17 protein-coding genes are annotated in these 19737 nt (G+C 48.3%); 3 read left to right on the top strand and 14 right to left on the bottom strand.

The window, feature by feature from the left end:
- Positions 1-23: 23 nt before the first annotated feature.
- The 4 genes from Q0852_RS08245 to rpe form a co-directional block, all read right to left on the bottom strand.
- Complete coding sequence (locus tag Q0852_RS08245; RefSeq protein WP_299016845.1) at positions 24-3056, bottom strand: ExeM/NucH family extracellular endonuclease; 3033 nt, start codon at positions 3054-3056, stop codon at positions 24-26.
- A 263-nt stretch (positions 3057-3319) separates the two neighbouring features.
- On the bottom strand, positions 3320-4336 hold the full coding sequence (gene trpS / locus Q0852_RS08250; protein WP_299016847.1) for a tryptophan--tRNA ligase: 1017 nt from the start codon (positions 4334-4336) through the stop codon (positions 3320-3322).
- Between the two features lie 92 nt (positions 4337-4428).
- A complete protein-coding gene (locus Q0852_RS08255; protein WP_299016848.1) occupies positions 4429-5118 on the bottom strand; it encodes a phosphoglycolate phosphatase in 690 nt (229 codons plus the stop codon).
- Positions 5118-5792 (bottom strand): ribulose-phosphate 3-epimerase, encoded by a 675-nt coding sequence (gene rpe / locus Q0852_RS08260; RefSeq protein ID WP_299016850.1) that lies wholly within the window; start codon positions 5790-5792, stop codon positions 5118-5120. Before rpe ends, Q0852_RS08255 begins: the two co-directional genes overlap by 1 nt.
- A 185-nt stretch (positions 5793-5977) precedes the next feature.
- Here rpe and Q0852_RS08265 point away from each other — a divergent pair, with 185 nt between their 5' ends.
- Positions 5978-6205, top strand: coding sequence for a DUF2970 domain-containing protein (locus Q0852_RS08265; RefSeq protein WP_299016852.1), 228 nt, complete (start codon positions 5978-5980; stop codon positions 6203-6205).
- 2 nt (positions 6206-6207) lie between these two features.
- On the opposite strand, the gene Q0852_RS08270 is transcribed toward Q0852_RS08265, so the two are convergent.
- From Q0852_RS08270 to pilM, 9 genes are all read right to left on the bottom strand, one after another.
- Complete coding sequence (locus tag Q0852_RS08270) at positions 6208-7032, bottom strand: Dam family site-specific DNA-(adenine-N6)-methyltransferase (RefSeq protein ID WP_299016854.1); 825 nt, start codon at positions 7030-7032, stop codon at positions 6208-6210.
- Positions 7033-7140: 108 nt separating this feature from the next.
- Positions 7141-8676: an AAA family ATPase gene (locus tag Q0852_RS08275; RefSeq protein WP_299016857.1), complete on the bottom strand. Its 1536-nt coding sequence runs from the start codon at positions 8674-8676 to the stop codon at positions 7141-7143.
- A gap of 14 nt (positions 8677-8690) precedes the next feature.
- Positions 8691-9770 (bottom strand): 3-dehydroquinate synthase, encoded by a 1080-nt coding sequence (aroB, locus tag Q0852_RS08280; RefSeq protein ID WP_299016859.1) that lies wholly within the window; start codon positions 9768-9770, stop codon positions 8691-8693.
- Positions 9771-9789: 19 nt separating this feature from the next.
- The gene (gene aroK, locus Q0852_RS08285; RefSeq protein WP_299016861.1) at positions 9790-10308 is read right to left on the bottom strand and encodes a shikimate kinase AroK; all 519 of its coding nucleotides are present in this window, start codon (positions 10306-10308) and stop codon (positions 9790-9792) included.
- 311 nt (positions 10309-10619) lie between these two features.
- Positions 10620-12335 (bottom strand): type IV pilus secretin PilQ, encoded by a 1716-nt coding sequence (locus Q0852_RS08290; RefSeq protein ID WP_299016863.1) that lies wholly within the window; start codon positions 12333-12335, stop codon positions 10620-10622.
- Between the two features lie 18 nt (positions 12336-12353).
- The gene (locus Q0852_RS08295) at positions 12354-12890 is read right to left on the bottom strand and encodes a pilus assembly protein PilP (protein ID WP_299016865.1); all 537 of its coding nucleotides are present in this window, start codon (positions 12888-12890) and stop codon (positions 12354-12356) included.
- 1 nt (position 12891) lies between these two features.
- Complete coding sequence (locus tag Q0852_RS08300; RefSeq protein ID WP_299016867.1) at positions 12892-13488, bottom strand: type 4a pilus biogenesis protein PilO; 597 nt, start codon at positions 13486-13488, stop codon at positions 12892-12894.
- A complete protein-coding gene (locus Q0852_RS08305; RefSeq protein WP_299016869.1) occupies positions 13485-14081 on the bottom strand; it encodes a PilN domain-containing protein in 597 nt (198 codons plus the stop codon). Before Q0852_RS08305 ends, Q0852_RS08300 begins: the two co-directional genes overlap by 4 nt.
- A complete protein-coding gene (pilM, locus tag Q0852_RS08310; RefSeq protein WP_299016871.1) occupies positions 14078-15091 on the bottom strand; it encodes a type IV pilus biogenesis protein PilM in 1014 nt (337 codons plus the stop codon). The genes Q0852_RS08305 and pilM overlap by 4 nt, the downstream gene beginning before the upstream one ends.
- Before the next feature lie 145 nt (positions 15092-15236).
- On the opposite strand from pilM, the gene Q0852_RS08315 reads away from it, so the two are divergent.
- Complete coding sequence (locus Q0852_RS08315; protein ID WP_299016873.1) at positions 15237-17783, top strand: penicillin-binding protein 1A; 2547 nt, start codon at positions 15237-15239, stop codon at positions 17781-17783.
- A gap of 66 nt (positions 17784-17849) precedes the next feature.
- Here the strand turns inward: Q0852_RS08315 and oxyR are convergent, their stop codons facing one another.
- Positions 17850-18752, bottom strand: a complete 903-nt coding sequence (gene oxyR, locus Q0852_RS08320) for a DNA-binding transcriptional regulator OxyR (RefSeq protein ID WP_299016875.1) — start codon at positions 18750-18752, stop codon at positions 17850-17852.
- A 172-nt stretch (positions 18753-18924) separates the two neighbouring features.
- Here oxyR and Q0852_RS08325 point away from each other — a divergent pair, with 172 nt between their 5' ends.
- Positions 18925-19653: a glutathione peroxidase gene (locus Q0852_RS08325; RefSeq protein WP_299016877.1), complete on the top strand. Its 729-nt coding sequence runs from the start codon at positions 18925-18927 to the stop codon at positions 19651-19653.
- Positions 19654-19737: the final 84 nt, after the last annotated feature.

Genomic DNA, 19737 nt, shown 5'->3' on the forward strand with positions numbered 1-19737 from the left:
TTTACTGGTGAACTACATCAAAATCATGAGCGACGGCGACGTGTCCATCCAAAGCCCGCAAGAGCTAATAGAGCACCGAAACCGAAAGAGCCGCCTGAAGAGTTTTCTTCAATTGATTTTGTTGTTGGTGTTGGCGTTGGCGTTGGCGTTGATGAAGACACTGCTTTTTCAACAGAAATAGTGGCAGAACCTAGATCATCCGATTTCTGATCAGATATAGAGCGAGGATCCTGCTCATACAAGGCTAACTTGGCTTGGTAACCACCAACCGCCAGCTCTGCTGGTAGAGCAATGATTGCACTGCCGCTGTCAGCTTCAACCTGGGTCACCAGATGAGTAACCTGAACCGACTCTGTTTGCTCAGAGCCAGAAACATCTCCACTAAATGACTTTAGCTTGGCTGTTGGAGTAACATTTAAAGTAACCTCAAGATACTTACCAGCATCACTGCGTGATATGGCTACAGGTAGAGTTGCAGATTCACCGTCGCGAACAGGTTTCACCTTCACGCCGTCAGCAATACCTTTATAGTCCAATACAACAATAACTGGATCATGGTCGGAAGCGGAGAACGCGTTTTCGGACTTATCTAAATCACCGGTATATTTACCACCGTATTCAAACAGGTTACTTTCCAGCGAGTTGATGTGCCAATCAGTAATGCCTAGGCGTTTATTTACTACGGATACATTACCCAGCACATGGTCAAGGCTTCCTAATTCAGCACCATAATTATATGAGAAAGCGGTAGGATCGTTAAGATTAACCAGGCCAGCGCCTTTTTCCAGCACTCGTCCAACAACATCATATTCTTCCCCATTCAATGTTGTTGAAGATGCCGTTTTTACTTTCCCTTTTCGCGCTTCAGGAATAGTCGTCAACGCCAGCACCGGATCTTCCATACCGTAAGAATTCAAATCGCCAAGAACCAGTACATCGCCTTTTAACTTACTGACGGCCTGACCAACCACTTCTGCTGCTGAAACCCTGAATTCAGTACAGTTACCCTGCAGGTCGTCTGCAGCCTTAACATCTTCAATACAGCCAGATCCTTTTGATTTAAAGTGGTTAACAATCACATGCAACGGCTCTTTTTGGCCCGGCACATTAAAGCCCTGAACCAAACTATGACGCTGGTATTTTTTTAATGATTTTTTGCCGACCTTACCATGTTGTTCCGGGGTTGCGATAACCTGAGCATCGCCGGCTAATGATACGCTGGCAGGGCGATAGAACATGGCCACCATAATCGCATCGGAACCAAAGTATTTGATACCTTCAAAATCCGCACCATCTTTGGCATATTTCTTAGCATCTTCAGCAGAGATTTCAACATAAGTGTAAAAATCAGCAGGATCAGAGAACTCCGCATTCAAAGTATCAACAAGATTCTTAATGGCACTGCCGTCACCAAAGCCATTATTTTCCATCTCCATGATCCCGATAATGTCGGCATCCATGGCTTTCATCGCATTAACAATTTTGGCGCGCTGCAGCGGAAATTCAGCAGTATTTCTGGAACCACGGTTGCACCCTCTGTACTGATTATCTGCATCAGCCTGGTTTTTACAGCTCGCATTAAGCGGACCACCAATCTCACTGAAACTGGTAAAGAAGTTAAGCACGTTAAAGCTGGCAACTTTAATCCCAGATTCTGCTAATACAGGTGCATCCGTGCGCTCATGAGCAACCTCATCATCACGGACAAAATCTGCTTTACCTAGCTGGTTGGTTGCAACTAGGCGGTAGTTCTTATGGCTATAATCAATCACGCCCTCAAGGTTTTCAACCCGATCACCGATTCGGATATACCCATCTTCAGCGTTAAAATCGGCAAAGTAAGGCAGCTCACCATCTTTAGCTTTGTATTCTGATTCAATAAAGAGCTGGTTGGCTTTGTTGTTATCGCGCTCAGCATTAGCTTTGTCTGACTCAGCCGCATAAAGCTGGGTTGGCTTAATAAGAGGCGCCTTATGGGACACCACCATATTATTGCGGTAAGCATCGTAATCCCTACTGAAATTACGAGTGACACGAAGATCAGTCCCAGCATCCAATTCGACTTTCATCCCTTCGTAACGTTCAAGTGCATCACGTAAGGTTTCGCCTTCATTAATAATCAGTGGGTGAAGTGCCGGAACAGGCTCGGTAGATGTCGTCTTATAGCTATAGTAGTCTGAGGCTAGTTGAGTTCGGTTGAATAACTCCTGCACCTTACCTTTAACACAAACTACCGCCCCCGGCTTAATATCATCAGTTGGTGCATAACCGGTATGGATAAACAGACCATCCGAGGTGGAATCGTCATCATCAGCATCAAGAGCCTCAAGGTAGAACCCCTTGAATAAGCCGTCACCACGAGCAGTTACGACACCGCGAACAAAAAAGTCTTCGCTCGTAATAAATGGGTCGCCCTTAATAAATGGAGACGTGTCGCCGGAACCTTGAATTTCATTGATGGAAGTAAACTCAGGCACCTCACCGGATTCAGTTTCACAAACAAAAGCTAACGGTGGCTCCACACCATCCACAGAACCGAGTCCGTCCACATTATCTTTTGCTTCTATCTTCCACTCGTTAATATCAAAGCTAGTAGAAGGAGACAAACTGTTAGAATAACGCTTCAAGGTGACATCTTCACCCCATCCACCTTTAGCTGGAATATCACCAACCACATCAACCAGAACATCATTTAGGAACAATCCAACGGCATCACCACCATTAAAGTTAATATTGCTGTTTTTAACGGTTGTAACCCCTTCAGGTAACAATTCCTTTTTAAATTTTTTGTTAACCACCAGCATCACTTCACCGGCACCTAACGTACCAGTAAGGCTAACATTCTTGTAATACGGTGTATCGCTACCATCTTTATAATTAGCTAATGTATAACCTGCGAGGTCAATACTTCCTGTTTCAGCGTTATTATAAAGTTCAATCGCTTTGTTATTACTAGAACCTTCAACATATTCAGAGATGATGATCTCTGCCTGAGCACTCATAGAAATTACGGAACCGACAGCCAACGCCACCGCTGTACGCGATAAATGTCTCATTATTTAGCCTCTTTGCTTCAGTGCTATACATTATTCTTTGATATGCAACATTCTGGGCATTTGGGTTGCCACATCTAGTCATTCAATTGATAAATGTGACAAGAGGCTGAGTAAATAATCTAGAAAACGATTGCGTACTCGTTTTTCGCGTATTTTCCAACAGGATAGGTCATTTGAGTCAGAAAGAAGTAACTCGTGAGAAATCAAAAGATAAAAAAAAGCCGACATGTCGTCGGCTTTGGCATCATCACAAATAATGAATGTTACGGGCGGGCTACAAAACCCACGGCTTCGTAAGCTTTCTTCAGCGTTACCGCTGCACGCTCTGATGCTTTTTCAGCTCCGGCTTTCATCACAGCATCCATGTAAGCACGGTCTTCACGAATACGTCTGTATTCCGCTTGTACCGGCTCAAGCATTGCTACAATCGCTTCACCGACATCTTTCTTGAACGGGCCATACATCTCAACACCTTTATACTGTGCCTCGATTTCTTCAAACGACTTGCCTGTCGCAGCAGAGTACAGACCCATCAGGTTAGAGATACCCGCTTTGTTCTCGAAATCATGGGCGATACGCGGCGGGTTTTCCGGATCCGTTTGCGCTTTGTTAATCTTCTTGATGATTGACTTCGGCTCTTCCAGTAACGTGATCACGTTCTTACGGTTGTCATCCGACTTAGACATTTTCTTGGTCGCATCTTGCAGACTCATTACACGCGCACCAACTGTTGGGATATATGGCTCAGGTACCTGGAAGATAGCTTCTTCGTTACCGTAAATATTGTTGAAGCGCGTAGCAATATCACGAGCCAGCTCCAAGTGCTGCTTCTGATCACTGCCCACAGGCACTTGGTGAGCGCCGTATAGCAGAATATCTGCCGCCATCAGTACCGGGTAATCAAACAGGCCGACATTCACATCGTTGGCATGGCGCTGTGACTTATCCTTGAACTGGGTCATACGGCTCAGTTCGCCCATCTGGGTATAGCAGTTAAGCAACCAGCCAAGCTGCGCATGCTCCGGTACATGTGACTGAACAAACAGTGTGCTCTTCTTCGGGTCTACACCAACAGCTAGGCAGATAGCCAGTGCATCCAATGTCGCTTCATGTAGCGCTTTGGGATCTTGACGTACTGTGATGGCATGCAGGTCAACAACACAGTACTGGCAATCATAATCATCCTGCATCTGTTCCCACTGACGCAGCGCACCCAAATAGTTACCGATACTTAATTCGCCAGAAGGCTGGACGCCACTCAATACAATGGGTTTAGTCATGATGAGATTTTCCTATGTCACTCAAATAAGCAGCGGCTTTCGCCGCTGACAAAAATCAAAACTCGCTGTCAGCCTATTCGCGGCCGATCGTACTAGCTGCCTAGTTTAACCACTTCTGCCAACTGGCTAAAGTGATCCAGTACAATATCTGGGTCACTGGCACTGATTGGCTGGCCATAGTTGTAGCCATAAGTTAGTCCGACAACATAACATGTTGCCGCTTTACCCGCCAAGATATCATTACGCGAATCACCGACCATCAGCATCTCGGACGCCGCCAGCTGATGCTTTTCCATCAACCAGTGCAGGGCAAACGGATCCGGTTTTTTCTGCGGGAAAGTATCACCACCGATCACGTCAACGAAATAGTCAGCAATGTCATGCTGCTCCAACAAGTGCGGCACGAACTGTGATGGCTTGTTGGTCACAATCGCCATCGGTACACCAGCCTGATGATAAGCCGCGAGCGTCTCTTTTACGCCAGGGTATAGCTTACTTTGCTGATGACCACCTTCTTCGTAAAAACGGTCAAACAGCTGACGAGCTTCTCGGTGCAGCGCCGGGTCTAAACCCGGGTCAATCTCCTGGCTGCGGCTCAGTGCCCGGCCAATCAGGATATCAGCACCATTGCCGATCCAGGTTGTTACCTGCTCAACCGTCACCGCCGGCCTGCCCAATGCCTGCATCGCCTTGTCTGTTGCATCTGCCAGATCAGGAACGCTGTCGAGCAGCGTTCCATCAAGATCAAAGGCAATAAAACGGATACCTTCAAACTGCGCCATTAACGCTCAACCTTTGCCAACTCAGCACGCATTTCATCGATAACGGCTTTGTAGTCTGGCTGACTAAAGATCGCAGAACCGGCAACAAACATATCTGCCCCCGCTTCAGCGATTTCACGAATGTTGTCGACCTTCACGCCGCCATCAATTTCAAGACGAATTTGACGGCCGCTGGCTTCGATACGCTTACGTACTTCACGTAGTTTATCCAGAGTTGCCGGGATGAATGACTGGCCACCAAAGCCCGGGTTAACGGACATCAGCAGGATCAGATCCACTTTATCCATGATGTAGTCAAGGTAATGCAGCGGGGTTGCCGGGTTAAATACGACACCAGCCTGACAACCATGTTCCTTAATAAGCTGCAGGGAACGGTCAAGGTGCTCGGTCGCTTCGGCATGAATCGTGATCATGGTAGCGCCAGCCTTGGCGAAATCAGGGATAATGCGGTCAACGGGTTTGACCATCAAATGCACATCAATCGGCGCGGTAATACCGTAATCACGCAGTGCCTTACAAACCGGGGCACCAAATGTCAGGTTCGGCACATAGTGATTGTCCATCACATCAAAGTGCACGACATCGGCACCCGCAGCCAATACTTTCTCGACATCCTCGCCAAGACGAGCAAAATCTGCAGACAGGATAGATGGAGCGATCAAAAAGTCCTTCATGTTCAGCCTCTATACGGTACATACGAAAACGTTATCGAAATCGGCGCAATTCTACCCGATCCGGCTAATAATGTCTTATCCCAAACAGAATAATTACCTGAGCTGTCAGTAAGAAGGCTTTTAAACACGCTCTTCGTGAATGCGATAAATCAGAGCTATGCTTGAAGAAAATCGGGAGGTGAGATATGGCCAAGCCGCGGGAAGGACAACCACAAAACAGAAACAAGGGAAAGAAAAGCTCTCTCGCTCTCAGCGTTGCTGCTGCCCTGTTCGGTGTGCAGTCCGATCATAATCGTCGAGAGGATTTTAACCAGCAAAGTCCGTGGCCATTTATACTTGCTGGGATTATCGGGATAGGTGCGTTTGTCGGGTTGCTGCTCACCATCGTCATAACAGTCACAACAACCCGCTAGCATCAAGATAATGCCGGTTTAAACAGTGCCAGTAGCTCATCCACTTTGTTGCGGCCACTACCGTTTCGGCTAATCGTACGCTTAACCTTCACTACCGAAAGTTCCGCGCCATGGTACAGACGTCGGGTCAGCGTCGTATCATGGTTTGAAATCAACACCGGGATATCACGCTCTATTGCAGCTTTTTCTGCTACATCAGCCAGCGCCGCCTGATCATCCAGGCTAAAACCATTACCAGCATACGACGTAAAGTTTGCCGTCGTCGACAGCGGAGCATACGGTGGATCACAATAAATCACACACCCTTTTCGGGCGCGAGAGAATGTCTGCTGATACCCTTCACAAACAAAAGTCGCTCGCTTGGCTTTTTCTGCAAAAGCGAACATTTCCTCTTCAGGGAAGTACGGCTTTTTATAAGAGCCAAACGGCACATTAAAGCCACCTTTCTTGTTATAACGACACAGACCGTTAAAACCATGGCGGTTCATGTAAAGGAAATACAGCGAACGCTGATAAGGGTCACGAGTACTATTAAAGGCCTCGCGAATTTCCAGGTATGCCCCTTTTTGATTAAACTCAGGGGTGAACAATGCCTTGGCATCATTAACAAACTGCTCAGGCTGTTCCTTAAGAATATTGTATAGATTGATCAGATCCGGGTTGATATCAGCCAGCAGATACTGCTCAAAATCGGTATTAAGAAAAACCGACCCAGCCCCAACAAAAGGCTCAACTAATTTACGCGCGGGTGGCAGACGACGCTCGATTTCCTCGACCAGAGAGTACTTGCCTCCAGCCCACTTCAGGAATGCACGTTGCTTTTTCATTCAGCTAACCACCACCAATACCGATATTGTTACGAAAGGTGGCGGATTGTACCTCATTTCACACCCAGTCTGATACCAATTCACGTAAATATCTGCTAAGTGCCGAGATTATTTTACCCGATCAATTTCACGGTGAATTTGTGCATAAGATTTCACCCACGGCTGAACCGACTGAAGCTTTTGCGGCAAACGCGTTTCAGCTTTTCTCGCCGAGATCATATCCGGGTAATCACCGGTAATAATAATGAACCACGGCTCGTCATTGCGGCGAGTTTCGTAAATTGTAGCTATCTGGGCAATCTCATACTCAGTAATAAACTGATTGGCAGCTGACATCGACTTCAATGCTGCCAGTTGCAGCGCATAATGACGACGATCAATTGTTTTCAACTCAACTCCCGGTACGCGAGAACGTACTGTCGGTTGCGGTATTGTAGCAACTGGCGCAATAACCTCAGGCTCTTCACGCGGAGTCGATTGCACCGGAGCGGGTGAAGATTCTGGCTCTGCCGCCTCTTCCAGCACTTCAGTCAAGGCTGCATCGACATCAGGGCGCATCGCAATGGCTTGTTCACCGGTCCCACCCTGTTCCTGCTCTGTCAGCATGGCATCAACCACATCCGATGGCACGACAACCCGCTGGCTATCATCACTTCGGCCAACCGTCAGGCCTTCTTTCGACACCGGTGGTAGTAATAACTGTGTATCATCACTTACAGGCTTATCTTGCGATACGCTTTCCGGCAGTTCCGTCGGTTCCTGTAATGCTTGCTCATCAAAACGCCCGGTCGATAAAACCGGCTCAGGCAAGATCTCGAGACCTTGCTCACTTTCACTCTGATCTGTCGCTAGCTCTGCTGGCTCATCACCAGAAAAAAACAGGTATGAGGCCCCTGCGGCAACGAGGGTAAGCAAAACCACCAGCAATGCCATAGGAGATATTTTGCGTGAAGATGAACCAGCCATATTCGTCGGCTCCATTTGCTGTAGCTGCATCAACGCCCCCGGTGTCGGTAGCGATGCTACGGCTTTATCTTTAAGGGATCGTCTTTCTTGTGCATCCAGCCGGTCGCTGGCAAAAATCACTTCGACAAAAGTTTGCACTTCTTGTGCGGTAAGATCAGTAATATCAAGTTCTAGCGGAGCCAGACCCTGACCGTGAGATACCCGGCTCAAACACTTATCAAGCCGACCACTTTGGCTAAACAATAGCACATTGATCTGCCAACCCGGCTGGGTCTGGGCTTTTTGTACCAGAGCCCACAACTCGGCAATCAGCGCAGCGCTTAACAGGTGGGCATCATCAACCACAAGCAATAGATTTATCCTATCGCCAACAAAAAATCGCTCCACACTCTGCTGGAGCGGATCCTGCTCATTAAATACTGCCTTGGCAGCCAACTGCTTAAGAATAATGGAACGGTGTTGGCTGTCTGTCTGACTCGGGTGGCACAATAATAATGCCTGATTACTATTACCTGCCCATTGTTCCAGGTAACGTTGTGCCAACCAGGTTTTTCCAGCACCTTCACGGCCGGAGATCTGAACCAGGTTGGAACTAAAGCGGGTCAAAAATTGAATTCGGGAAAGAAGTTGGATCTGGCTGTCCAGATCCAACATGGCGACCTGCATGTCACGCGTCATAGTTATTCACAGCTTCAAGCATGAATCACACGGCGCAGGATATCATGTGGTACGTCGGCAACGACCTCGGCACTGCCGATAGCAGTTGGCAATACCAGCCTGAGCTGGCCAGACAATACTTTCTTATCCCGCATCATGTGCTTCATAAAACAATCAAAATCCATCGATGCCGGAGCCTCGACCGGCAAATTAGCCCGTTCCAGCAAGCGGGTAATACGCTGGACATCCTCTTCTGACAGCAAGCCGTTAAGACATGCCGTCTGTGCTGCCTGGACAGTTCCTGCTGCTACAGCTTCGCCATGCAGCCAGTTACCGTAGCCCATCTCTGCTTCAATAGCGTGACCAAATGTATGCCCCAGGTTCAACAATACTCGAACTCCGGATTCCTTCTCGTCTGCCGCCACAACATTAGCCTTGATCTGGCAGCAACGACCAATGGCATAAGAGAGAGCGTCATTATCTAACGCCTGCAATTTTTCGATATTCTGCTCCAGCCAGGTAAAGAAATCCGCATCGGCAATAATGCCGTACTTGATCACTTCAGCCATACCGGCAGCAAACTCGCGAGCAGGCAATGTTTTCAAACAGTGATTATCAATCATCACCGCCTTGGGTTGATAGAAGGCTCCTATCATATTTTTACCCAACGGGTGGTTCACTGCCGTTTTGCCGCCAACAGATGAATCCACCTGGGACAGCAAGGTTGTAGGTACCTGGATAAAATCGACACCACGCTGGTAGCTTGCAGCAGCAAACCCCACCACATCGCCAATGACCCCGCCGCCAAGCGCCACGATCACAACATCACGACCGTAATTGCCCTCAAGCAAAAACGTCATGATCTGATTAAATGTTTCCAGGGTTTTATACTGTTCGCCATCTGGCAGCGACAGTAGCGAGACATCACATTGGAGAGAACGGATGGTCGCCATTACCTGCGCAGCATACAATGGCGCCACCGTATCATTACTGACCACAACAACACGTCGTCCAGCACGGATGACAGAGGAAAACAACGCCGGGTCATTAAATAACTCGGCGCCGATTGAGATTGGGTAGCTTCTGTCACCTAAATTGACGTTGATCCGTTCCATGGTCAGCTTCTCTTTGTGATTAACGTTCTTCAAGCATCTTGATGATTTGGTTAGCCACTACTTTAGCACTCTGGTCATCAGTACGTACAACGTAGTCTGCCACTTCTTCATACAGAGGATTGCGTTCCTGTGCTAGAGCTTCCAGAACTTCACGTGGTTCATCTGTCTGCAGCAGAGGGCGCTTTTTGTCACGCTGAGTACGTGCAAGCTGCTTTTCAATAGTGGTTTCAAGGTACACCACAATACCACGAGCAGAAAGGCGGTTACGGTTCTCCTTACTTTTAACGGAGCCACCACCTGTCGCAAGAACAATACCTTGCTCTTGAGTCAGATCATTGATCACGTTCTCTTCGCGAACACGGAAACCATCTTCACCTTCGACATCAAATACCCAGCTAATATCAGCACCAGTACGGTCTTCGATGACTGAATCAGAGTCAAAGAATTCCATATGTAGCTGCTGTGCAAGATGTCGACCAATTGTGCTTTTGCCGGCACCCATCGGGCCGACTAGGAAAATATTTCGTTTTTCAGCCATTTTTAGCAATTTTACGCGCGGTTAATAAAACGACACCGCCCGCAGGCTATCAATAAATAAGCCCGAGGCGCCAACTTCCTCACTTTTAATTCGTGATAAGACCGAAAATTATCTCAGGACTCGATGTCATTTGGCAATAGCTAGTATGACTCATTGCCAATTTAATTCCCCGTCAAGATAAGATAAAGAGCCACAGCGCTGCCTTAACGTGTCATTCAAGATGCTCTCTATTCCTCTGAGTTATAATAAATTAACCGCATCAAACAGGGGTAATACAATGCGGTATACTATTTACGGTTCAAAATAAGAAACTACTGCAAAACGATCTTCGGCGTGACAAAAATCAGCAACTCACGCTTTTGTAACTGTTTCAATTTATGGCGAAACAATGCTCCTAACACTGGCAAATCACCCAAAAGAGGTACTTTTTTCACTGAATTTTTAAGCTCATTTTGGAAAATCCCCCCCAAAACTACTGTCTCACCATTATTAACCAATACCTGAGTCCCGATCCGCTGGGTCTTGATCGATACCGCTTCACCGGTGCCAGTGCTAACGGTGTCCCCTTTACTATCCTGAGTTACCACCAAATCCAGTACCAGCTTATCATCCGGGGTGATCTGCGGTGTTACCATCAAGCTCAACACCGCTTTTTTGAACCCAACGGATACCGCACCGCTCGATGATGCCTCCAGATAAGGGATCTCCGTTCCCTGCTCAATATAGGCCGTCTGTTTGTTCGTCGTTACTAAACGCGGCGTGGAGATAATCTCTGCTTTATCTTCTGCCTGTAGTGCAGACAGCTCCAAATCCAGCAACACATCCCCTAATTTAGCGACCTGGAAAGCAATACTGGATGCCCCCGGCTGAGTCGCGGCCAAGTTCACATTGAGAAAATCTGTCACATCAGCTTTCTTATCCAGCACCCCAATAGAATTCAGATTACTTTCAATTGAGCCGCCTACCGTCGTATTACCGCTGCTGCTGAGGATCCCCCAGCGCACCCCCAATTCTTCGACATCTTTGTCTTCAACCGATACAATCCGAGCCTCAATCTGCACCTGTTTTACCGGAATATCCAACACTTCGACAATATCCCGAACATTCGCCAGACTTTCAGGTATATCATTTATAATCAGAGAGTTAGTTCTTGGATCCACATGCAGTGAACCCCGGCAAGATAACATACTTACCCCATCCTCACTGCCCTGCAGTAAATCTGCCAGGTCCGTGGCTTTGGCATAATTCACCTGGATGATCTCCGAACGTAGCGATGCCAGCTCTTTTTCTTTCCTTTTGGCTTCCAGTGCCAATTGTTCACTCTGCGCCAACTCCTGTTTCGGGGCGATTAGCACCACAGAGCCCTGGACTCGCTTATCCAACCCCCTAACTTGCAAAATAATATCCAGTACCTGAGGCCACGGTACATCATCAAGGCGAAGCGTTACATTCCCTTGCACTGTATCTGATACCACAAGGTTGAAATCATTGTATTCGGCAATTAATTGCAAAACATTACGGACAGGCACATCCTGGAAGTTAATTGAAATGGGCTTACCTTTATAAACCACGGGTTCATCCTGGTTTGCGTGCTTACTATCTGGAGTACCCTCAACCATGATCGTCAGCAATGAACCTTTCAAGGTATAATCATAATTAAAGGCATCAGACATATTGAGGATCAGGCGGGTTCCCTTTTCTGTGCGGAAAGTTTCAACCGATATTACGCTGGTTGCAAAATCAGCGACATCCAATACATACAGCATCTCATCACTGAGTGTCGCGCCAACGATGTCAACATACAGCTGCTTACCGGATCTACGCATATCCACCAGAGACTGAGCTTTAGCCAGCTCGACATTCAACATTCCCTGGCCTTTGCTATTACGCTTGAAATCGATATTAGTTATTTGGTTATCCACCACGACCGCCGCCGTTGCAACAAAGGCTACCGGAAAAGCCAACAAGCAAAAAAACAATAGCCAAATCGCCTGCATTGTAATGGTTGCCGGAAAATTCCTTTTCATCGTTATATTTATTCCTATCTAAACTGCTAATTCTGTAGTAACCAATGACAAGCTCATCGGCCTTTTCAACCAACAGCCAGCACCATCAGGCAACGTTTCTTCAATCTCGATACTTTTCGGACTGACCCGCAACACCTTGCCGTGATTAAGACCGAGGTAATATCCTTCACATATCTTGACCAGTTTTCCCTCAGGGGTATAAATCACGGCCCATAGCTGTTTCCCGTCACCCAGTACTCCTTTCATACTCAGCTGCGTCAACGGATAGCGTTCAAGCGGCATTCGTTCCCGGTGTGTATCTGGCTGCCAACATGTCTTATCAGCCTCCGCTCCATTTCCCGTAGGTTCCGGTCGTGGCCTAAGGAAAGGGATCCTTTCATTAGTCATCACAAACTCATCGGCAACAAATGCATATTCTTCCCGCAAAGGCTCAACCTGAGCTTTTGCATCATCATGAGCTTGCAAAATAAAGTCCTGGATCGGCTCCTCATTTGCCCTGCACCCACACAACAGCATGCTTACTAACATCATGATCATGACTCCATATCGTTTCATGCTACTGTCCCTTGGCTTTCGGCGCTTTAAAACGGTAAGTATTGGCCTGCACTTTCAGCGAAAGCGCCTCTCTCTCTCCTTGCTGCCCTATTAACTTGAGCTCAAAGTCATTAAGCGTCACGATACGTGACAACTTCGCCACCGAGGCTGCAAACTTCCCTATATCTTGATAGCTGCCAGTCAACTCAATATTAATCGGTAACTCATAATAGAGGGGATGCTCGACCCGAGGAGCCCATTCTATTCGCTGAAAATCAAGCCCGTTACGTACACCAATATCATTCACCCCAGACAACAAACTAGCCAACTCCGACTCCTCAGGTAATTGTTTGATTACCTGCTGGTAACGCTCCTTAAGCGCCTCAACTTGCAGTCTCACTTCCGGCAGAGCTGCAACCTGGCTTGCCCGTCGAACCACTTGACTACAAAGCTCATATTCAGTCTGCTTCAACTGCTCTAATTCTCCCTGTTGTGGAATCAGCCAATACCAATAACCAGCCCCACCAAGGAGAATAGCCAACAGCATCGCCACCACACATTGCGGTAGCAACGGCCATTCCGTGATTTCATCTAATTCCAAATCCTGCCAGTCACTCACCCTTTCGCTCCTTCATTGGCGACAGCCACAACCTGTACAGACTCTTTCGGGTGGGTCATGGTAAAAGACGCACGAAACGTCGTAAGGTCCTGTTCTTTTTCCCCTTTAGTTGCCACAATTGAATGCATCGTCACATCTTTAAGCCAGAGCGATACTTCAGCATTAGATAACAGCGTCGCCAAACGACCATTAGAGTCACCAATACCTTTCACCGCAATACGATCCGAAGTCATTACGACATCGTCAAGGTAAACCCCTTGGGGGACCAGGCTGGGCAACATACTCAAAAGATGCGTTACCCGATTCCTCTCCTGCTGAATTTCCGCGATAACACCCAAGCGCTGTTTGAGTGCTTCCCGATTCCGGTCCAAATCCGGCAATAATTCTAACTTTTTCTCCAAGATCGAAATTTCCTGCCGCAGCTGTTGATTACGAATCACCTGCACCATTTTTTGCTGTTCGGTATACGTGGCTACGCCCCACTGCAATAGCGCCGATACCAGTAAAGCGCCCACTAACAAAGAAAAAAAACGCTGCCGGTGCAGCTTTCGCTTCTCGTCCCGCCAAGGAAGTAAATTGACTTTATCTATCATTCAGCAATCCCCCGGATAGCCAACCCTGTTGCGACGGCGTACTGGCTATAGAAGCTATTATCAGCAATCTCGCCCAGTTTTGTGCTGCAAGGGAAATAACGAAACGGATTCATCCACTGCACGTCGATATTCAGCAGCCGTCCCAGCAACTCATCCAGCACCACATGCTGGCTCCCTCCACATAACCAAATTCCTTTCATCGGGGAACGAGGATGAGTGGAATTATAAAGTTGCAACTGTCGCTTAAGCTGATCAGCCAACTGCTTGGTAAAAAACTCGGCCTGCGCCGGATCCGGTGAAAATACCTGCAGGTCATCAATCTCAGCACCATCTGCGATACCGATGTGACTGGTACCGAATGCCATTTCCCTATGGTAGGCAGCAGCCCCGGACGGCTTAATACAAAACTCAGTCTGTCGCTTGCCAACATCCACAATTCCCCACAATTCCTGCAATATTGCGTGCTCAGCGGTATGTTCGGCCAGCCACAACAAGGCATGGGTCTGCAGCTCAACCACTTTTGGCGTTAATCCGGCTTTTTTTATGGTATCCACACGGCTGTCAATGGCATCCTTCCGGGCTGCAATGATCTGGTAAGGGGCCGTCACCACCGCCCCTAAGGCCTCCGCTGATGGTGATAACGGGAAAAAGTCCAGCCGGAGTTCTTCGACCGGGAACGGAGAAGAAGCACTGAGTGCCTGAGCAACTGCAAATTCCGCCTCTTCATCACTCAGGTTTGTATCTAGCTGGATAACCTTGCTGATCACCGCACTATCAGGCAATGCCAGGGCAACTTTCCTGGCTCCGAAAGGCAAGTTCTTTTTTAATTTACGTATTACTGACAATAAAGCAGAGGTATTCACGCTATGCTGGTCATTAATCACCGAGGCTGGCAGCACAGCCTCAGTAAATGCAAACAGTTCTAATCGTTCTTTTTTTTGATTCAGCACGACCGCTTTAACGCTATGATGGCCAATATCAATCCCAATTATTGATGGGTTCCAAAACATACCGTGCTATGCTCCCTGGTAACGGAAAAACCTTTTCCTTTTCCAATAAACACCAATCTTTGGCGTTAATTTTCTTTAAGTTATCTTTATACTATTGGGCGGAACGTATTGAACGGTCGAATAATGGTGTAACAGGAAATCTCAAGTGAAGTTCATAAAGCGATTACTTATCCTTGCAATGATTTGCATAATTTTTGGAGTCAGTACAATCTTTGGCTTTTACCTCTACGTAAAGCCAGAACTGCCGGATGTTGCAACATTAAAAAATGTCGAGCTACAAACGCCGATGCAGGTTTTCAGTGCCGACGGCAAACTAATTTCGCAATTTGGTGAAAAACGCCGAATTCCTCTGGCACTCGACGATATTCCGCCGCAAATGATCAACGCCATCATTGCGACCGAAGACAGCCGTTATTACGATCACCCGGGTATCGACCCTATCGGTATTGCCCGCGCCGCCTTTGTCGTCGCTGTATCAGGCTCGGCTAAGCAAGGAGCCAGTACCATTACCCAACAGTTGGCACGAAACTTCTTTCTCTCTAACGAGAAAAAGATCATGCGAAAAGTCAAAGAGATTTTTATCGCTATCCATATCGAACAACTGCTGAGTAAAGAAGAGATCCTTGAACTTTACCTCAACAAAATTTACCTCGGCTACCGCTCGTACGGTGTCGGTGCCGCGGCACAGGTTTACTTCGGCAAAGAAGTCGGCCAACTGACTTTAAGTGAAATTGCCGTTATCGCTGGCCTACCGAAAGCCCCGTCGACGATGAACCCGCTCTACTCACTCAATCGTGCAACCACCCGTCGCAATGTTGTGTTAAGCCGGATGTTCGATGAAGGCTATATCACTCAATCAGAGCTGAACCAGGCCCGTTCCGAACCAATTGAATCTGATTATCATGGCGCAGAAATCGAACTTACTGCACCGTATTTCGCTGAACGAGCCCGTGCCTGGATGGTAGAACGCTACGGTGAAGACGCCTACACCTCCGGTATGCGAATCTACACGACTGTTAATCCGAAACTGCAACGTGCCGCGCAGCAAGCCGCCATCAACAACCTGCTTAACTATGACCAGCGCCACGGCTTCCGAGGAGCTATTGCAACCTTATGGCAACCAGGGGAAATTGCTTGGGATCTTGGCAAAATTACCGACCACCTGAACAAACAGCCAGGCTATGGTGAATTACAAGCTGCGGTTGTTACAGATGTCAGTGGCCAATCTGCCGAGGTAGTAGTCAAAGACGGTCAACAGCACACGATTAACTGGGAAGGCATGAAATGGGCCCGCCGCTTCATGACCGATGAGCGTCAGGGACCTGCCCCGGAAACAGCAGCTGATATTCTGACAGCAGGTCAGCTGGTCTGGGTCCAGCAAAAGGAACAGGAATGGGTACTGAGTCAGGTGCCAGATGCCAACACCGCCTTTGTAGCCGTTTCTCCGCAGAATGGTGCCGTCAAGGCAATGGTCGGTGGCTTCAACTTTGTTCATAGCAAATTTAACCGTGCGACCCAATCTGTGCGTCAGGTAGGCTCCAGTATCAAACCGTTCATCTACTCGGCAGCGCTCGACAATGGCATGACACTGGCCACACTGATCAACGACGCCCCAATTAACCGCTGGGATCAGAGCATGGGCACAGCATGGCGACCGAAAAATTCGCCACCAACTTACAACGGTCCGACCCGTCTGCGCCTAGGCTTAGCGCAATCGAAAAACGTAATGGCTGTGCGTGTTCTTCAAAGCGTTGGCCTAGACCAGACCATCAGCTACCTGACCCGCTTCGGCTTCAAACGTGAGGATTTGCCGCGCGCCGAAGCCATTGCCCTTGGTGCCGGTAACCTGACACCGCTGGAAATGGCACAAGGCTTCTCCGTTTTTGCCAACGGCGGCTACTATGTCGAGCCTTATTTTATTGAGCGAGTCGAAGACCCGTACGGCAACCTGGTGTATCAGGCCAACCCGAACACAGTCTGTAACACGGATTGCCAGCAGGAACAGCAACAAGCCGGTAATGTCGTTGCAGCCAGCCGCGCCGTCCTAAACGACATTGCCATCAGCGAACAAGAGCTGGGCACTGCCGGTAGCGCCAGTGAGCGGGATCTGCAGCCGACACACTATGCCCCACAAGTGATCTCTGAGCAGAATGCCTTTCTGATTCGCGAAATGATGACCAGTAATATCTGGGGTGGCGGTGACTGGCGCCACGGCAGCGGATGGAATGGTACAGGCTGGCGAGGCCAAGCACTCAAGCGCCGGGATATCGGTGGCAAAACAGGAACCACCAACGGTTCGAAAGATGCGTGGTATTCCGGTTTTGGCCCGAACATCGTCGCAACAGCCTGGGTCGGTTTTGATAATCACAGCCGCGCTCTGGGTAAATCCACCTGGAACAACAACCTGGGCAAAAACCAGATTTCTGGCGGTGAAGCCGGTGCGAAAACCGCACAACCAGCTTGGATCTCCTTTATGAAAAAGGCGCTGGAAGATGTACCGGTTCAACGTAAACAACTTCCGGTGGATATCGTAAAGGTACGTATTGACCGTGATACCGGCAAGCTCAGTAACCGCAACGACTACACCTCGATGTTTGAATACTTCGAGAAAGGGACGGAGCCTAACGAGCAAGTGGGTGAAGGCGCTTCAGAAAGTATCTTCGAAGCCGACAGTTCGGACGAGCTGTTCTAATCGCCTTACCCTTATTATTAACCCAAAGAGCGCCTCCTCGGCGCTCTTTTTTGTTTCACCTGAAGACTACTCCTGCTCCAAACGCCGAGCCACATGCTGATTGATGACCTCCGCAATTTTTTCGTAACGTCCCCGCAATGGTGAACCCGGACGATAGGCTAGCGTTATCAGCCTGGTCGGTACCGGCTCGCAAGCCTTGATATAACTGATCCCATCCCGACTCTTTTCTTTTGGTGTCGCCAACTTGGGTAATAAAGTGATCCCGCCACCTGCCGCTACCATATTACGTAAGGTCTCTAAACTCGTCGCTTTAAAGCTGCCATCTTCATGGGCACCGGCGGCAAAACAGAATCCCATAGCTTGATCCCGAAGGCAGTGCCCATCCCCCAGCATCAGCAAGGTTTCACCATTGAGCTTGGCCATATCCAACGTTTGTCGCCCGGCCCATGGATGCTCATCCGGTACGGCCAGCACCATTGGCTCACTATATAGTGGAATTTCCTTAAACTGCTCGGTCTCTTTGACTGCCGCCAGAATAATGCAGTCCAGCTTGCCACTTTCCAGCTGCTGTACCAGCTGATAAGTCTGAGTCTCATGGAGAAACAATTCAAGTTGGGGAAAAGTGTGCTTAAGAACCGGAATAATATGCGGCAACAGATACGGTCCAACCGTGGGGATAAACCCGATATGCAGTGGCCCAGCCATACTCTCCCCTTGCTGGCTTGCCAGCTCAGTGAGCACCTTGACCTCCAGCAGCACTTTTTGCACCTGGGCTACCAGACTCAGCCCGGCATCAGTAAACAGCACCCGGCGACTGGTTCGCTCAAGCAATGCAACACCCAGCTCTTCTTCCAGTTTACGGATCTGCCCGCTAAGTGTTGGCTGACTGACAAAACATGCTTCAGCAGCCTTTCTGAAATGCTGATGCTCGGACAGCGCCACCAGATATTCAAGATCTCGGATATTCATGCTCGGCAACTCATTTGATAGTTTTTAACTATCGAAACTATAGTTTCAAACGATTAGAGCTATCAAGCTAAAAACGACATAATCATCACATCAAAAGGGAGCAGTGAAGAGTAAGCTCCGGTTGACACAAACAACCTACTAAACATCAACAAGTTTATTAAAGGAAAAGATTATGTTCGCATCTAAAGAAGGTCAGGCAATTCCACAAGTTACATTCCACACTCGTCAGGGTGATCAGTGGGTAGACGTAACCACAGACGATCTGTTTGCCAATAAGACAGTCGTCGTATTCAGCCTGCCAGGCGCGTTTACTCCAACTTGTTCATCAAGCCACCTACCACGCTACAACGAGCTGGCAACAGTTTTCGCAGAGCACGGTGTCGATCACATCCTGTGTGTTTCAGTCAACGATACTTTCGTGATGAATGCATGGAAAGCCGATCAGGAAGCAGAAAACATCACCTTCATTCCGGACGGCAACGGTGAGTTCACCAAAGGCATGGACATGCTGGTCAACAAAGAAGATCTAGGCTTCGGTCCGCGTTCATGGCGCTACAGCATGCTGGTGAAAAACGGCGTGGTTGAAAAGATGTTCATCGAAAACGAAGAACCAGGCGACCCGTTCAAAGTCTCTGATGCCGACACTATGCTCAAGTACATTGCTCCAGAGCACAAACTACAGGAGTCCATCACTGTATTTACCAAGCCTGGCTGCCCATTCTGTGCCAAAGCGAAACAGAACCTAATCGACAAAAGCCTGCAGTTTGAAGAAGTGATTCTGGGCAAAGATGCAACAACCGTCAGCCTGCGCGCAGTATCTGGCCGCAGCACCGTACCTCAGGTATTCATCGGTGGTAAACACATCGGTGGTAGCGAAGAACTGGAAGCATACCTAGGCTAATCCACATAACTAAAAACGGCGGGGCGACATTGTCCCGCCAAATTAACCGGATAAACAGCCAACATAAAAAGACAAGACCTGACT

Origin of the sequence: uncultured Photobacterium sp. (assembly GCF_947502415.1) — a bacterium.
Lineage (GTDB): Bacteria > Pseudomonadota > Gammaproteobacteria > Enterobacterales > Vibrionaceae > Photobacterium.

Bases quoted from the DNA above. Each gene is read 5' to 3' on its own strand.
- aroB (WP_299016859.1), bottom strand. From the start codon at position 9,770: ATGGAACGGATCAACGTCAATTTAGGTGACAGAAGCTACCCAATCTCA.
- aroK (WP_299016861.1), bottom strand. From the start codon at position 10,308: ATGGCTGAAAAACGAAATATTTTCCTAGTCGGCCCGATGGGTGCCGGC.
- pilM (WP_299016871.1), bottom strand. From the start codon at position 15,091: ATGTTTTGGAACCCATCAATAATTGGGATTGATATTGGCCATCATAGC.
- Q0852_RS08265 (WP_299016852.1), top strand. From the start codon at position 5,978: ATGGCCAAGCCGCGGGAAGGACAACCACAAAACAGAAACAAGGGAAAG.
- Q0852_RS08295 (WP_299016865.1), bottom strand. From the start codon at position 12,890: ATGAAACGATATGGAGTCATGATCATGATGTTAGTAAGCATGCTGTTG.
- trpS (WP_299016847.1), bottom strand. From the start codon at position 4,336: ATGACTAAACCCATTGTATTGAGTGGCGTCCAGCCTTCTGGCGAATTA.
- Q0852_RS08245 (WP_299016845.1), bottom strand. From the start codon at position 3,056: ATGAGACATTTATCGCGTACAGCGGTGGCGTTGGCTGTCGGTTCCGTA.
- Q0852_RS08305 (WP_299016869.1), bottom strand. From the start codon at position 14,081: ATGATAGATAAAGTCAATTTACTTCCTTGGCGGGACGAGAAGCGAAAG.
- Q0852_RS08270 (WP_299016854.1), bottom strand. From the start codon at position 7,032: ATGAAAAAGCAACGTGCATTCCTGAAGTGGGCTGGAGGCAAGTACTCT.
- oxyR (WP_299016875.1), bottom strand. From the start codon at position 18,752: ATGAATATCCGAGATCTTGAATATCTGGTGGCGCTGTCCGAGCATCAG.
- Q0852_RS08275 (WP_299016857.1), bottom strand. From the start codon at position 8,676: ATGACGCGTGACATGCAGGTCGCCATGTTGGATCTGGACAGCCAGATC.
- Q0852_RS08325 (WP_299016877.1), top strand. From the start codon at position 18,925: ATGTTCGCATCTAAAGAAGGTCAGGCAATTCCACAAGTTACATTCCAC.
- Q0852_RS08290 (WP_299016863.1), bottom strand. From the start codon at position 12,335: ATGAAAAGGAATTTTCCGGCAACCATTACAATGCAGGCGATTTGGCTA.
- Q0852_RS08255 (WP_299016848.1), bottom strand. From the start codon at position 5,118: ATGGCGCAGTTTGAAGGTATCCGTTTTATTGCCTTTGATCTTGATGGA.
- rpe (WP_299016850.1), bottom strand. From the start codon at position 5,792: ATGAAGGACTTTTTGATCGCTCCATCTATCCTGTCTGCAGATTTTGCT.